This is a genomic window from Chimaeribacter californicus (assembly GCF_002858675.1).
In the GTDB taxonomy this organism is placed as follows: Bacteria; Pseudomonadota; Gammaproteobacteria; order Enterobacterales; family Enterobacteriaceae; genus Chimaeribacter; species Chimaeribacter californicus.
In genome coordinates this window covers 55,691-70,910 of record NZ_PJZF01000014.1, presented here as the reverse complement: position 1 = coordinate 70,910, position 15,220 = coordinate 55,691, and the positions used below count along the sequence as shown (strand labels likewise).

Sequence of the window (15,220 nt, the reverse complement as noted above, 5' to 3'; positions counted from 1 at the left end):
CCTATGTTCAGGCTGACAATAAAAGAGTCTTCATTAGGGGGCCTGCTGGCCTCCACCTATCTCGGGTATTCGCTGGTATTCTGGCTCTATCCTTTTCTCTGGCTGGGAATATTGAGCTTTACCGACTGGCAATTTATCGGCCTGCCGACGTTTAGCGGCCTGAAAAACAGCATTAACGTGCTGCATGACCCGCTGTTCTGGAAAGCGATGAAGAATGTGTTTTTGTTCTTGTTCTATTACCTGCCGATTGTGCTTTCCGCCTCGCTGCTGTTTGCCTTTGGCCTGAGCAAGATTAAATACGGCAAGGCGTTTATTGCCCTGAGTTTTCTGCTCGCCAATGTGTCATCCGGGGTGGCGTACTCGATTGTGTTTTCCAAGCTGTTCAGCGAATACGGCCCGATTAACCTCTTTTTACAGGCGCATTTCGGCATTAATGTGCCGTGGTTTACTGCGCCCGATGTCGCGATGATCTCGATTGCCCTGATTGTGACCTGGAAATTTGTCGGGTATTACGGGCTGATTTTCTATTCCGGGCTGCTCGCCATTCCCAAAGAGATCTATGACGCCGCCGCCCTTGACCAGACCCGCCCGGTAAAACGGTTCTTCCGCCTGACCCTGCCGCTGATGAACGCGCAAATCGTGATGGTGCTGGTGCTGGCGATTTCGGTGGCCTTCGCCCTGTTTACCGAACCCTACCTGATCACCGGCGGCGGCCCGCTGGACAGCACCACCACGCCGATGGTGGTGATGTATGAAGCGGCGTTCAGACGCATGAAACCGGGCTGGGCGGCCACCATGTCAATCTTCGTCGCCGCGTTCAGCTTCAGCCTGATCTGGCTGGTGCGCAAGCTGCTGGAAAAAAATATTGAGATCGTATGACCATGAAAAGACTCACGTTCACGTCGGTGATTATCCATATCCTGATGCTGTTACTGGCACTGACCTGGCTCTACCCCTATCTCTGGATGTTTTTTTCCTCGCTGAAAGAAACCACGGAAATTTATACCTCCAGCCTGTTCGGCGGCCATTTCTCTTTTGATAATTACCGGTTCCTGTTTGATGACGCCGGGAAAGCGGAAAAACCCTTTTTACGCACCTTGCTTAATTCGCTGTTTATTACCCTGACCATTACCGGCTGTGTGACGCTCAGCTCGGCGTTAATAGGTTATGCGCTGGCAAAAATGACCTTCCGCGGGCAGGCGGCATTTAAAAACCTGCTGATTCTGCAAATAGTGTTCCCGGCGTTTATGTTTATCATCCCGCATTTTGTGCTGATCCGTGAACTGGGGCTGATGAACAGTTACGGCGCGTTGATCCTGCCGTTTGTGATGAGCGCCTGGGGTATCTTTATGGTTTCCCAGAGTTTTAAAGGCACGCCCAATGACTATATTTATGCCGCTAGGCTGGATCACGCCTCGCTGTGGAAAATTTTGCTGCACATCATGATGCCGCTGAATAAATCGATTCTGGCGATTGTGGCGTTATTCACCTTTACCGCCGCCTGGGACAATTTCCTCTGGCCGCTGATTGTGATGCAGGACGCGCAAAAAATGCCGCTCTCGGTATTACTGGCCACCTTTAATAAATCCTACGGCATTTATCTCGGCCCGGTAATGGCCGGTTCCGTGGTGCAAACCTTCCCGATTTTTATTCTGTTTATTCTCTTCAGGAAACATTTCCTGGAAGGGATGTCACTCTCGCTGAAATAAGGACAGGGCAATGGATGAGCCAATTACGTGGTGGCGCAAAGGGGTGTTTTATCAGGTTTACCTGCCCTCGTTTTGCGACGGTAATGCGGATGGGCTGGGCGATTTCCACGGCCTGCTCAGTAAACTCGACTATCTGGCGGAACTGGGGATTGCCGGCATCTGGATCACGCCGTTTTACCCCTCGCCGCTGGTGGATAACGGCTATGACATCGCTGACTATTGCGACGTTGACCCGCGCTTTGGTGACCTGGCGCTGTTCGGGGAACTGGTGGCGGGCTGCCGCCGGCGCAATATCCGGGTGATTATCGACCTGGTGATTAACCATGTCTCCAGTGAGCACCCGTGGTTTCAGCAGGCGCTGAACGCCCCCCACAGCCCTTACCGGGACTACTTTTTCTTCCGGCCGCAGCCGAATAACTGGCAGAGCTTCTTTGGCGGCCCGGCCTGGACGCGGGAATCCGCAACCGGCGACTACTACTACCACAAGTTCTCCCCGCAGCAGGTTGACCTGAACTGGGCCAACCCGCAGGTCTGCCGTGAAATCGAGCGGGTGATCGACTTCTGGCTGGCGCAAGGGGTGGACGGCTTCCGCTTTGATGTGATCAATTTCCTCACCACTGACGGCATCGGCCCAGACAACCCGTGGGACGGCAATGAGCAGCGCCATGAGCATGACATCAACCAGCCGGGGCTTCCCCCGGTGATTGCGCACCTGTGCCGCTACATCCGGCAGCGTAAAGAGGCGTTTTTGATTGGCGAAATCGGCAGCGAGGATCTGGGCATCCTGTGCCGTTATCAGGGCGAAGCGCTGCTGGACGTGGTGTTTAACTTCAACCTCGGCAGCCAGAAGACCTTCAGCGTCAGCGCCATTCATCAGCAATTGGTGGAAATGGAAGCCCGCCAGCCGGGCGTGCCGACGCTGTTTTTCTCCAGCCATGACATGCCGCGCATGATCAGCCGCTTTGGGGAAAATACGCGCGATGTACCCCGCGCTGTGGCGCTGTTTGCGCTGCAAATCACCGCCCGGGGCGTGCCGTTTATGTATAACGGCGACGAACTGGGCCTCACCGATTTTGTGCCGGAGCGCCTTGAACAGTTGCAGGACATTCAGGGCATTACGCACTACCACACCGCCCGCGCAGCCGGAAAATCCCATCAGGCGGCACTGGCGCTGGCGATGACCCAGTCGCGGGATGCCTCCCGCGCGCCGATGCAGTGGGATGATGGCCCGCACGCCGGGTTCTCCGTGGTGTCACCCTGGCTGCCCGTGCACCGCAATGCGGCCACCGTCAACGCCCGCGCACTTCAGCAGCAGCCGGGGTCTATTCTGAATCAGTATAAGCAATTGATTCGACTAAGAAACAACCATTCCGCGCTGCAAAACGGCGTGTACCCGCAGCTTGAACGGCAAGGCGATTGCCTGCTGCTGACCCGGCAAAACGCCGAAGAGACCCTGCATATTCTGATCAACTTTGGCGCCCCGCGCCCCAATCCGCTGTTTGGCAACGGCCTGCCTGTTTTATTCGGTGATGACAGCCGCGAGCTCGCAAAAAATCACGTTCTGATTAAGAAGGGAAACCATGAAAATAGTCCGCAGTCCTGCTAATCCGCTGATTACCCCGAAAGACGTCACGCCCTCACAACCCGGCATGAAAGTAGAGTGCGTGTTTAATGCCGGGGCCACCCGCTGGGGTGAGGAGATCATTTTACTGTTACGGGTGGCGGAAAGCGTTATCGCCGCTGACCCGGATGAGATCGCCGTGCCGTTGCTGGTGAATGAGGGCGGCGTCTGGCAGCAGCGCAGCAAAACATTTCACCGCCACGACCCGCGCTACGACTTCAGTGACCCGAGGATGATCACCCTGAAGGCCGACCCGCGCGAAGCCTGGCTGACGTCGCTCTCCCATTTACGCCTGGCCCACAGCCATGACGGCGTGCAGTTCACTGTGGATGACGCGCCGTTTATTTTCCCGGATAACGAATATGAGCAGTTTGGCTGTGAAGATGCGCGGATAACCCTGATCGACGGGCGCTATTACATTAACTATTCCGCTGTGTCGCCCTATGGCATTTCCACTGCACTGGCCGTCACCGAGGATTTTGTCGTGGTGGAAAAACAGGGCATCATTCTCTGCCCGGATAACCGCGACGTCTGTTTCTTTCCGGCGCGTATCAACGGCAAATTCCAGGCGCTGACCCGCCCGTCACCCAAACATTTCGGTAAGCCGGAGATCTGGCTCAGTGAATCGCCGGATATGCTGCACTGGGGCAACCACCGCCATCTGCTGGGGAGCGCCACCGGCGAATGGGACGCACTGAAAATCGGCGGCGGTGCGCCGTTGCTGGAGACCGATCGCGGCTGGTTGCAGATCTACCACGGCGTGGATCAGCAGCAGCGCTACTGCCTCGGCGCCATGCTGCTGGAGAAAGAGAACCCGCTGAAGGTTCTGGCGAAATCCGCCACGCCGCTGTTACAGCCGGAGGCTGCGTATGAGGTGCAGGGCTTTTTCGGTAATGTGGTGTTTACCTGCGGCGCGCTGATTGAGGATCAGCAACTGATGATCTACTACGGTGCGGCCGACGAATGCATGGCGCTGGCCCATATCAGCCTGGCCGATCTCTGGGCACATCTCGGCGTGGCCTGAACGTTAACGGGCACCGGGTGCCCGTTTATCCCCCATGCCCGCCAGTTACGCCGGGTCTGACAGGTACATCTTGCGCAGGTAATGCGGCACCGCATCATCCACGTTCGAGCCAATCACTTCCAGGTGCGGCAGGCGATCTTTCAGGCGCTGGTGCGCGTCACGCATGACGCAGCCTTTCCCGGCAACCGAGAGCATCTCAAAATCGTTCATGCCGTCACCAAAGGCGATGCAGTCCGCCAGCGAGTAGCCCACCAGCGCCGCCACCTGCTCCAGCGCATGGCCTTTGGAGACGCCGCCTGCCATCACTTCCAGGCAGGTCGGGAAAGAGAAGCTGACGTTGACCCGGTCGCCCCAGCGCGTGTTGATCGTCTCTTCCAGCTGCAGCAGCTCGTCATGGTCTTCACAGGTGAAGTAGACCTTGCAGATGCCGTCGGTTTCCAGCTCGGCCGGTTCAAACAGGGTGTATTTGAACACCGACTCCTGGAAAAATTCATCCTGATCCGGGCGGTCACGGTTCATGAACCAATCATCATTGCGGTAGACGTTGGTCAGGATCTTCGGGTTGTCATGCACGATCCCGTAGAGATCGCGGGCGATCTCGCCGTCAAGGTTATGCGAAAAGATCAGCTCCCCTTCGGTGTTGTGCACGCGCGCGCCGTTGGAGGTGATCATAAAGGCGCTGATTTCGAGGTTATCCCGGATCTGCCCGACGTCCACATGGTGGCGGCCGGTGGCAAACACAAAATGGATGCCCTGGCGGGTCAGCAGTTTCAGCGTCTCTTTGGCATAGGGTGTCAGGGTGTGGTCGGGCGACAGCAGCGTGCCGTCTAAATCGGATGCGACAACATGGTACATAGGAATACGTTCTAACCTCTGATGGAGTTAAGGGCAGCCATCGCCGCCGGATTGAGGGTGTTGCGCATAAAAGCGCATGATGGCGTTAAGCGCCTGCGCGCGCAGGTCGTCCCGTTCGAACAGGATCTCATGGCGCGCGCCTTTAATGACCAACGGCTTGCCCCCTTCACACGGACGCCCCGCTTTCGCCATTGCCTGACAAAATAACAACTGCGAGCGGTTATCCACCACCCGGTCCTCACTGGCCTGTAACAGCAACAGCGGTGTATCAATATGTTTGGCCTGCGCCAGGATCTGCTCGCCCGCCTGCACCCCTTCGCGCACCCAGTGGTAGGTCGGCCCGCCCACCTGTAATTCCGGATAGTCGGCATAGTAGCGCACGGCACGCCGGTAGCGTTCACGGCTGTGGGTTAAGCGGTTCACCAGAAACGGTAACGGCTGCCAGTGGCCGGTGCCGATGGCGTAGAAGTCACGCCGCGCCGGTTTGCTTTCGGCCCAGTTCAGGATGCGGCGCGCCATCCAGCCCGGCATCGGCAGGAAAATGCCGGTCATCGGCGCACACAGGGCAGCGGCGTCAAACAGGGGCGGTATGCCGGAGGGCCGGCGGCGCGCCAGGTAGAGCGCCAGGATCGCGCCGCCCATGGAGTGCGCCAGCGCATAGTGATGGCGGTAACCGGCCGGGATGACTACCTCCCGGCAGAAGGTGGCGAAATCATCCACATAATCATCAAACAGGTGTACATGGCCGCGGTGGCTGTCTTCCAGCACCCGGCCGGATCGCCCCTGCCCGCGGTGGTCAAGGATCATCACGTCATAGCCGCAGTGGAACAGATCGTAGGCCACTTCCGGGTATTTCATGTAACTTTCAATGCGCCCCGGCGACACCACGATCACCTTGTCATGGGCCGGATGGCAAAAGCGGACGTAGCGGATCGCCACGTTGTTGACGCCCGTGAATTCGTCCTCTTGCCTGCCGCGCCAGAAATCCAGCAGCGGCCCGGTGGAGAAGGCCGCGAAGCCTAATTCGCGTGTGAGCCAGCTCTCATAAATATGTGACATCGCGTCTGTCCGTAGCTCTGTTATGCAGTGAAATACGCGCGCGGTGAGGCCATAGCGCAACCCCTGACAATAGCGTATTGTGGCACAAAACAATGTAATCAGGGAGCTTTGCCCATGACCTTGGACTGGTGGTTAACCTACCTTCTGACAACCGTTATTCTCAGCCTGTCGCCAGGTTCAGGCGCCATTAATACCATGAGTACCAGCCTGAGCCACGGTTACCGTGGTGCGGTGGCCTCTGTCGCCGGGTTGCAGCTGGGCTTAAGCCTGCACATCGTGCTGGTGGGGATTGGGCTGGGCGCGCTGATTTCGCAGTCGCTGCTGGCGTTCGAGTTGCTGAAGTGGCTGGGCGCAGCTTACCTGATCTGGCTCGGCATTCAGCAATGGCGCGCCGCCGGGGCGGTAGACCTGCACGCCCTGGCAGGCAGCATGCCGCGCCGCCAGCTGTTCCGCCGCGCGGTGTTGGTGAACCTGACCAACCCGAAAAGCATCGTGTTCCTGGCCGCGCTGTTCCCGCAGTTCATCGTGCCGCACCAGCCGCAGGCGATGCAGTACGTGATCCTCGGGGTGACGACCGTGCTGGTGGATATCATCGTGATGATTGGTTACGCCATGCTCGCCCGCCGCCTGGCCAACTGGGTAAAAGCCCCGAAACAGATGACCCTGCTGAACCGCATCTTCGGCTCACTGTTTATGCTTGTCGGCGCCCTGCTGGCAACCGCCAGACGGGTGTAAAACCCCATCACGCAAAAGGGCAGCCACGAGGCTGCCCTTTTTTATCGCATTGTTTTATACCCTCACCCGCTACCTTTTCCTTACATACCCAAGAATTTGCAATTCTGGTGGGGGCGTAAAAATCATTGCCGAATGGAAACGCAGGGCCGGGTGAGCACGCAACACGCCCAGCCCCCAACTACCTTTTCCTTACATACCAACAAAAAGGCAGACTGGTGGGGGCGTAAAAATCATTGCTGAGTGAGCCGCAGGGCCGGGCGAGCACACACGACGTGTGCGAGAGGTGCAGCCACGCCGGGAGCGTGTCTGCACCGGCCCGAAAAGCCCGGAGGTGAAGCGAAGGCACCCGCTACGCGGGCAATGATTAGCGTGGGCACCGAAAGTGCGCGGGTGCAGGGCGAGCGCACTGGCGCGCCCTGCTCGGTTGAGGCTTGACGGCTCAGGTAGACAACTGCACATGAACAACCGAAACATGCCACAACCCTCCCCTTAAAACCATGCCCGCGGGTGCAGGGCCGGCGCGCCGGCAGGCCCTGCTCGGTTGAGGCGCGGCGGCTCAGGCAGCATCCCATGCTGAACAACCGAAACCTTCCACCCTACCGAAACATTCCACCCATCCAAATATCCAATCCCAAGCTGACAAGCAAACAAGTCACCGCGAAATAATCAAATGAATCCCAAACCCCGCAAACAGCACCCCCGCCACACCATCAATCCACTTCGCCAGCCGCTGATAGCCACGGCGCATCACCGGCAGGGCGAACACCATCGCGACAATGGAGAACCAGGCAAAGGTTTCCGCCACGATCATCACGAACAGGCCCCAGCGCTCGGCGCTGCCGACATCATCCCCGACAAACAGCGAGAAGACGCTGCCAAAGTAGATCACCGCTTTCGGGTTAGAGAGGTTGGTCAGGAAGCCGCGCATAAAGGTGCGGCCACGCGCCGGCAGCTCAACCTTCGGTGCCTCATCGGTGGGGGCCGCCTGTTTGGCTCTGGCGGAACGCAGCAGTTGCCAGCCCATCCACAACAGGTAGAGGCCACCGCCGACCATGATTATCTGATGCAGCCAGGCCATTTTTTCCAGCAGCAGGTGCAGGCCCATCAGCGCCACCCCCGCCCAGACCACAATCCCCAGCGAAATGCCGATCACGCCCATCATCGCCTCACGGCGCGATCGGCTGACAGCGGTTTGGGACACAAAAAAGAAGTCAGGGCCGGGACTGATCAAGGCCACCAGATGCACCAGGGCGACGGTCAAAAACAGGATTAACATCAGCAGGACGCTCACAAGAAAAGGGGCAAACCAGAATAATATGTGATGGCCCGCTAAGTAGCCATCACATAAGGTTATGTTTTCCGGGCGGCCGGTGGATCAGTCGTCGTCGTTATCGAGGTGGTCGCGGATCATGCCGAGGAACGGCGTGCCGAAGCGCTCCAGTTTGCGCTGGCCGACACCGTTAACGCTGAGCAGCTCGCCCGGCGAGGTCGGCATCTGTTCCGCCATCTCCAGCAAGGTCGCGTCATTGAATACCACATAGGGCGGCACGTTCGCGTCGTCGGCAATCGATTTGCGCAATTTGCGAAGTTTGGCGAACAGCTTGCGGTCATAGTTGCCGCCATAGCTTTTGGGGTTGCTGCCGCTGCGCGTTTTCGGTGCCTGAATGCGCGGCACCGCAAGTTGCAGCGGCGCATCACCGCGCAACACCGGCCGCGCGGCCTCGGTGAGTTGCAGCGCCGAATGCATGGCGATGTTCTGGCTGATCATCCCGAGGTGGATCAGCTGGCGGAACACACTGACCCAGTGCTCGGTGGTCTGGTCCCGGCCCAGGCCATACACCGACAACTTGTCGTGGCCGTTGTCACGGATACGCAGGTTATTCGCCCCGCGCAGCACTTCCACCACATAGCCGATGCCGAACCGCTGGCCGACCCGCGCCACGGCGGAGAGCGCTTTTTGCGCGTCGAGCAGCCCGTCATAACGTTTTGGCGGATCAAGGCAGATGTCGCAGTTCCCGCACGGGGTCTGCCGCCCTTCGCCGAAATAGTTCAGCAATACCAGCCGGCGGCAGGTCTGCGCTTCCGCGAATGCGCCCATCGCGTTGAGTTTGTGGCGCTCCACGTCCTGCTGCGGCCCGGCGGGTTTCTCCTCCAGGCAACGGCGCAACCAGGCCATGTCGGCCGGGTCATAGAGCAGGATTGCCTCGGCGGGCAGGCCGTCACGCCCGGCGCGCCCGGTCTCCTGATAATAGGCCTCGATGGTACGCGGGATGTCAAAGTGCACCACGAAGCGCACGTTGGGCTTGTTGATGCCCATCCCGAACGCCACGGTCGCGACCACCACCTGCAAATCATCACGCTGGAAGGCGTCCTGCACCTGCGCGCGCCGCTCACTCTCCAGCCCGGCATGATATGCGCCGACACTCAGGCCGCGCGCCTGCAAACGCGCGGTGGTGTCTTCCACTTTCGCCCGGCTGCCGCAGTAAATAATGCCGCATTTGCCGCGCTGGTCCTGCACGAAGCGCCAGAGCTGGTCGAGCGGCTTGTACTTTTCCACCAGCGTGTAGCGGATGTTCGGGCGGTCAAAGCTGCTGATCTCAATCAGCGGGTCGTTAAGCGCCAGTCCACGGATAATGTCATTGCGCGTGGCGTCGTCAGCGGTGGCCGTCAGGGCGATCACCGGCAGATCGGGGAAGCGGGATTTCAGTTGCCCAAGCGCACGGTACTCAGGGCGGAAATCGTGGCCCCATTGGGAAATACAGTGTGCTTCGTCAACCGCCAGCATCGCCGGGTTAAGCTGCGGCAGGTGGTCGAGGAAGTTGTCCATCATCAGCCGTTCCGGCGCGATGTAGAGCATCTTGATCTGGCCGCTGCGGCAGGCTGCCAGCACGTCGTGCTGCTGCTCGCGCGTCTGGCTGGAATTCAGGCATGCCGCCGCCACACCGTTGGCCAACAGCTGGTCAACCTGGTCTTTCATCAGGGAGATCAGCGGTGAGACCACCAGCGTCAGGCCATCCATCACCAGGGCAGGTATTTGGTAACACAGGGATTTGCCGCCACCGGTGGGCATCACCACCAGACAGTCGCGCCCTTCAAGCGCGGTGTTAATGATGGTTTGCTGACCCGGACGGAATTGCTGGTAGCCGAAGGTGTCGTGTAACACCTGCTCGGCCAGCAATGCTTTATTGATTACTGCCGCCGTAGACACTCGTTTCCCCAATTTTTACGAACCGGCGGGCAACCTCCCCGCCGGTGATGATGCACAAACACCGCTGTTACATAATGTCGTTGAGCATGACACCGACACCGATACGCGTCTGCTTGTAGTTGTAGTCGATCAGCGATTCGCCGTAGCCGCTGAAGACCTTCGTGTAGAAGCGGACATGGCGGGTGATCGGATAGCTCCACCCCGCCTCTGCACCGCCGTAGCCGGTATTCCAGTTATAGCGGCCGTTGACGCTGAAGACGCTGTCGCCCCAGGCATACCCTACTTTCAGGCGGTAATAGCCCATGTATTTGGTGATGTCCGGGTTGTCGTCGTTGGCATCGCTCTCCGGGAGGCGGTACCAGGGTTTGAGATCCACCTGCCAGTTACCGTGCTGCGCCATGAAACGCGCATAGATGCGGTTCCAGCTGCGGGAGGTCGGGTCAGAGCGGCCGTTGGAGTCGTGGTTAAACCCGGTCTCTACTTCGCGCAATGTCCAGCCGGCAAAGGAATAGTCCGTGGCCCAACCCAGGAACACCTGCGGTTCGTAGTTGGTTTCACGGAACGGTGACGACTCGCCCCGGTTGGAGAGTTGCCAGAACGAATGCTGGGTATAGGACGCCGCCAGCAGGGAGTTCTCCCCGGCGATGCCGCGCCAGATCGGGAAGCCCAGGCTCAGCTGGAACTCTACCTCATCTTTTTTCGTATTGTCGGCCCAGTCGTAGGACTGGATCGCCTTGGTGTTTATCTTATCTGAGTAGGTATACAACAGATAATTCGTCTCATAAGGATACAGGGTAAAAGGGTTATCATGGTCCTGCAACATACTGGCGATGACACTACCACGCACTGTGGGGTAATCATGAATTTCTTTAACGGTGGCTTCTTCTGCCTGAACCAGAGCCGGTGCTGCCAGCAACACCATCCCGATCCCCCAATAACTGCGCATAACCCCTCCACTCACTCTGAAAAAAAATAGGCTCACCCCGAAGGGAGGCCATTTTACACACAAATACGACCAGCGATTAGTGGTGTTTCGAATTATCGGTTTGCAGCTGGAAAGCAACAAATTAGAAGCATAGAATCCACATTAAATTAACATTACACCGCTTGTTTGCCGGTTTTCCTGCAAGGAGATTTATGTCTGCCACCGTACTCTCTCAAGACGCCGCCCGCCGGCTGATTGGCACGATCTTCGTTTATGACATGCCGTTCAACCGTGAGCTGGGCCTGGAGTTGGCGACGTTTGACGAACAGCACGTCGAGCTGACCTTTACGCACCAGACCCGGCTGGTGGGTAATGCCGCACAACAGATTTTACACGGCGGGGTGATCGCCTCCGTGCTGGATGTGGCCGCCGGGCTGGTGTGCGTCGGCAGCGCCCTGCTGCGTCATGGTGAACTCACCGAACAGGCATTGCGTGAGCGGATGGCCAAAATGGGCACCATCGATCTGCGGGTCGATTACCTGCGGCCGGGGCGCGGCGACCAGTTCACCGCCAGCAGCACCCTGTTACGCGCCGGGAATAAAGTCGCGGTCGCGCGGGTGGAACTGCATAACGAGGCCGGGCAACATATCGCCACCGCCACCGCCACCTATCTGGTGGGGTAATCCGCACAGAAGTATAAACCTGCCGGGCAAAGACCGGGCAACCTCAGTACACTTAACCCCTTCTCTTCTTTCAGGCCAAACACATGGATGCAAAACAGACCCGGCACGGCATTTTCTTTGCTCTGGCCGCCTATTTTATCTGGGGCATCGCCCCCGCCTATTTCAAGCTGATCCAACAGGTGCCGCCCGGCGAAATCCTGACCCACCGCGTGGTCTGGTCTTTCTTCTTTATGCTGATCCTGCTTTCGGTCAGCCGTAACTGGGGCAAGGTGCGCGCCATTCTGCACCAGCCGAAACGGCTGCTGATGCTGGCCGTCACTGCCCTGCTGGTGGGCAGTAACTGGCTGCTGTTTATCTGGGCGGTGAATAATCACCACATTCTGGAGGCCAGCCTCGGCTACTTTATCAACCCGCTGGTGAATGTGCTGCTCGGGATGCTGTTTTTGGGAGAGCGCTTCCGCCGTTTGCAATGGCTGGCAGTGGCGCTGGCGGTATGTGGCGTGCTGGTGCAGCTCTGGCAGTTCGGCTCCCTGCCGGTGATTGCGCTGGGTCTGGCGTTCAGCTTTGCGCTGTATGGCCTGCTGCGTAAAAAGATCGGCATCGACGCGCAAACCGGGATGCTGATTGAGACGCTGTGGCTGCTGCCTGCGGCAGTTATCTACCTGTTCTTTATCGCCGATACGCCGACCAGCCACCTGACGGTAAACCCGATGACGCTGAACCTGCTGCTGGTAGCAGCCGGGATTGTCACCACCATCCCACTGCTGTTTTTCACCGCGGCGGCCACCCGCCTGCGCCTCTCCACGCTGGGCTTTTTCCAGTACCTCGGCCCGACGCTGATGTTTGTGCTGGCGGTGACGTTCTACGGTGAAACCGTCGGCAACGACAAACTGGTGACCTTTGCCTTTATCTGGAGCGGCCTGCTGCTGTTTACCCTGGATGCGCTCTACAGCACGCGCACCCGCGCTGATGCACATGCGCAACCGCGCTAACGTCATGTAGGCTGGGGCTTACCGGCATGGCGTGAGATAAAGCGCGCCATCGCCGGGCCGGTAACCAGAATGGTGACCAGCCGCAGCGTCTGCATTGCCATCACAAACGACATATCCACTTTCGTACCTGCGGCAATGATCGCGACCGTGTCCAGCCCGCCGGGGCTGGTGGCGAGGTACGCTGACATCAGATCCACCGGCAGCACCTGGGTCAGCCCCCAGGCCATCGCCCCGCACACCAGCATCAGCCCAAAAATCGAGGCCAGCATCTGCGGCAGGGTGCGCAGCGCCAGCAGCACGATATCGCGCGTGAAGCGCAGCCCCACCGTCCAGCCAATCAACGCATAGGCCATCGCCAGCAACCATTCCGGGATTTGCAGCGTCATCAGGCCGCCGGAGTGCACCACCGCGCCGAGAATCGCCGGCACCAGCAGCGCGCCGGACGGGATCCGCAGCCGCGGCGCGAGCAGAATGCCCACCAGCGCAATCGCCAGGGTACCGATGAAGCGCGCGTCCAGCGCCGGAAACCACACCTGCGTCACCGCCTGGTGGCCCGCCGCATCCCCTAGCCCGATGCGCGCCACCAGCGCAGCGGCGGTGGCGACAAACAGCACCCGCAGATATTGCATAAAGGCCACCAGCCGCACATCCGCACCGAAATCACCGGCCATCGCCACCATCGCGGACGCCCCGCCGGGCGACGATCCCCAGGCACCGGTCGGCCCCGGCAGCGCGCTGAAGCGCACCAGCAGCCAGCCGGAGAGGCCGCTCGCCAGCAGGGTGCCGAACAGCACCGCCACCACCATCGGCCAGTCATTCAGCAGCGGCGTAAGAATACCGGGCGACAGGCTCTGGGCGATCATGCAGCCCAGAATGCCCTGCGAGAGGGTGAAACAGCGCGACGGCACGCGGATCGATGCGCCCAGCAACCCCATCACCACCCCGACGATCATCGGCCCCAGCAGCAGCGCCGCCGGCAGGTGACAAGCCTGAAAGCCAAAGCCAACGATCACGGAAAATAACAACAGCAGTGCCCACTGGCGGGCGGGCGACATCCTTTTTATCTGCATGGTGCGTATATCTACATTTCGTTAACAATGAAGGCGATAGTGTACGCTGGATCGGGCAGGAAAAGGCGATGAAGTGTGCGGGAAATCACAGAAAGGGCAAACGGCTCCCCGGCAACCCGGGGAGCAAAAGGCGGTTACAGCCAGTTTTTGCGCTTGAAGTAGAGGTAAGGTGCCAGCCCGGCCAGGATCATCAGGCCAATCGCCGCCGGGTAACCGAATGACCACTTCAGCTCCGGCATAAATTCGAAGTTCATCCCGTAGCTGGAGGCCACCAGCGTCGGCGGCAGGAACACCACGGAAACCACCGAGAAGATTTTGATGATGCGGTTCTGCTCGATGTTGATAAAGCCCATCGCCGCCTGCATCAGGAAGTTCACCTTCTGGAACAGGGATTCGTTGTGCGGCAGCAGGGATTCGATGTCACGCAGCACTTCGCGCGCCTGCTCCAGCTGGCCGTTCGGCAGCCGCGCCTTGCGCACCAGGAAGTTGAGCGCCCGCTGGGTATCCATCAGGCAAAGGCGCACTTTCCAGCCGACATCCTCCAGCTCCGCCAGCGTGGAGAGCGCCGCATCATATTCATCGCCCTGATGTCCTTCCATGATCACCCGGCTCAGTTTTTCCAGGTCGCTGTAGATGTTCTCAATCTCATCCGCCAGCTGTTCGATTTTGGTCTCAAACAGATCCAGCAGCAGCTCGTAGGCGTTGCCGTCAATCAGCATCTGGTTGCGGGCGCGCATCCGGTAGAGGCGGAACGCCGGCAGCTCCCGCTCGCGCAGGGTATAGAGGCGGCCGTCACGGATGGTAAAGGCCACGGTGGAGTTGCCGCCGTGATCCTCTGCATCTTCAAAATAGAAGAAGGAGTGAATGTGCAGGCCGTCTTCATCTTCAAAGAAGCGCGCAGAGGCTTCGATGTCATCCAGTTCCGGGCGGGTGGCCAGGCTCTGGCCCAGTTCCGTCTGTACTTTTTCGCGCTCATCCACGTCGGGCTCGATCAGATCCACCCACAGCGACGTGGTGAGATCGTCCGAGACATCCAGCTCTAAACGGGATAAGCGGCTGTTATCTAATTTGAATGCGCTCAGCATAGGCGATTGCTCCCTTGTGACGACAAAAAGAGGCAACGCAATGGATCACAGAAACCAAAAGGGTGTGTAACACCGGCGTGTTTCAGACCGCGATAGGCTCTGACTCAGGGCGACACAATGGGAGGGTCGCTGACAACCACGAAGGCTATCAGCAAGGAGGATAGCCTTAGAAGTTGCACCTTATGAACAGGTTATTGAGCCAGTATCTACTGGGTGTGTCCAAGGCGAAGATCCTCATTAAGAATAGTGCGCGC

The 15,220-nt window shown here is 58.9% G+C and carries 14 protein-coding genes; 7 read left to right on the top strand and 7 right to left on the bottom strand.

The window, feature by feature from the left end:
- Positions 1-3 precede the first annotated feature (3 nt).
- From CYR55_RS15485 to CYR55_RS15470, 4 genes are read left to right on the top strand one after another with little or no spacing between them, the layout of a single operon-like run.
- Positions 4-879 (top strand): carbohydrate ABC transporter permease, encoded by an 876-nt coding sequence (locus CYR55_RS15485; RefSeq protein WP_101817275.1) that lies wholly within the window; start codon positions 4-6, stop codon positions 877-879.
- Between the two features lie 2 nt (positions 880-881).
- Entirely contained in the window at positions 882-1,709 is an 828-nt protein-coding gene (locus CYR55_RS15480) for a carbohydrate ABC transporter permease (protein WP_101817329.1), read from the top strand.
- Between the two features lie 10 nt (positions 1,710-1,719).
- A complete protein-coding gene (locus CYR55_RS15475; RefSeq protein WP_101817274.1) occupies positions 1,720-3,315 on the top strand; it encodes an alpha-glucosidase in 1,596 nt (531 codons plus the stop codon).
- Entirely contained in the window at positions 3,296-4,354 is a 1,059-nt protein-coding gene (locus tag CYR55_RS15470) for a glycoside hydrolase family 130 protein (protein WP_206604042.1), read from the top strand. Before CYR55_RS15475 ends, CYR55_RS15470 begins: the two co-directional genes overlap by 20 nt.
- Before the next feature lie 45 nt (positions 4,355-4,399).
- Here CYR55_RS15470 and yigL read toward each other — a convergent pair whose 3' ends face one another.
- Together yigL and pldB are read right to left on the bottom strand one after the other, a co-directional pair.
- Positions 4,400-5,209 carry a sugar/pyridoxal phosphate phosphatase YigL gene (gene yigL / locus CYR55_RS15465; RefSeq protein ID WP_101817272.1) on the bottom strand — a complete coding sequence of 270 codons (810 nt, stop codon included), beginning with the start codon at positions 5,207-5,209 and terminating at the stop codon, positions 4,400-4,402.
- 27 nt (positions 5,210-5,236) lie between these two features.
- A complete protein-coding gene (gene pldB / locus CYR55_RS15460) occupies positions 5,237-6,268 on the bottom strand; it encodes a lysophospholipase L2 (RefSeq protein WP_101817271.1) in 1,032 nt (343 codons plus the stop codon).
- A gap of 114 nt (positions 6,269-6,382) precedes the next feature.
- On the opposite strand from pldB, the gene rhtB reads away from it, so the two are divergent.
- The gene (gene rhtB / locus CYR55_RS15455) at positions 6,383-7,003 is read left to right on the top strand and encodes a homoserine/homoserine lactone efflux protein (protein ID WP_101817270.1); all 621 of its coding nucleotides are present in this window, start codon (positions 6,383-6,385) and stop codon (positions 7,001-7,003) included.
- Between the two features lie 652 nt (positions 7,004-7,655).
- Here rhtB and rhtC read toward each other — a convergent pair.
- The 3 genes from rhtC to pldA form a co-directional block, all read right to left on the bottom strand.
- Complete coding sequence (gene rhtC, locus CYR55_RS15450; protein WP_101817328.1) at positions 7,656-8,279, bottom strand: threonine export protein RhtC; 624 nt, start codon at positions 8,277-8,279, stop codon at positions 7,656-7,658.
- Positions 8,280-8,378: 99 nt separating this feature from the next.
- Positions 8,379-10,211: an ATP-dependent DNA helicase RecQ gene (gene recQ / locus CYR55_RS15445; RefSeq protein ID WP_101817269.1), complete on the bottom strand. Its 1,833-nt coding sequence runs from the start codon at positions 10,209-10,211 to the stop codon at positions 8,379-8,381.
- Positions 10,212-10,278: 67 nt separating this feature from the next.
- Positions 10,279-11,157, bottom strand: coding sequence for a phospholipase A (gene pldA, locus CYR55_RS15440; RefSeq protein ID WP_101817268.1), 879 nt, complete (start codon positions 11,155-11,157; stop codon positions 10,279-10,281).
- Between the two features lie 191 nt (positions 11,158-11,348).
- Here pldA and CYR55_RS15435 point away from each other — a divergent pair, with 191 nt between their 5' ends.
- Together CYR55_RS15435 and rarD are read left to right on the top strand one after the other, a co-directional pair.
- On the top strand, positions 11,349-11,819 hold the full coding sequence (locus tag CYR55_RS15435; protein WP_101817267.1) for a thioesterase family protein: 471 nt from the start codon (positions 11,349-11,351) through the stop codon (positions 11,817-11,819).
- Positions 11,820-11,902: 83 nt separating this feature from the next.
- On the top strand, positions 11,903-12,811 hold the full coding sequence (gene rarD / locus CYR55_RS15430) for an EamA family transporter RarD (protein WP_101817266.1): 909 nt from the start codon (positions 11,903-11,905) through the stop codon (positions 12,809-12,811).
- A gap of 2 nt (positions 12,812-12,813) precedes the next feature.
- Here rarD and CYR55_RS15425 read toward each other — a convergent pair whose 3' ends face one another.
- Positions 12,814-13,881 (bottom strand): AbrB family transcriptional regulator, encoded by a 1,068-nt coding sequence (locus tag CYR55_RS15425; protein WP_241522165.1) that lies wholly within the window; start codon positions 13,879-13,881, stop codon positions 12,814-12,816.
- 134 nt (positions 13,882-14,015) lie between these two features.
- Positions 14,016-14,966, bottom strand: a complete 951-nt coding sequence (gene corA / locus CYR55_RS15420) for a magnesium/cobalt transporter CorA (protein ID WP_101817265.1) — start codon at positions 14,964-14,966, stop codon at positions 14,016-14,018.
- Between the last annotated feature and the right edge of the window lie 254 nt (positions 14,967-15,220).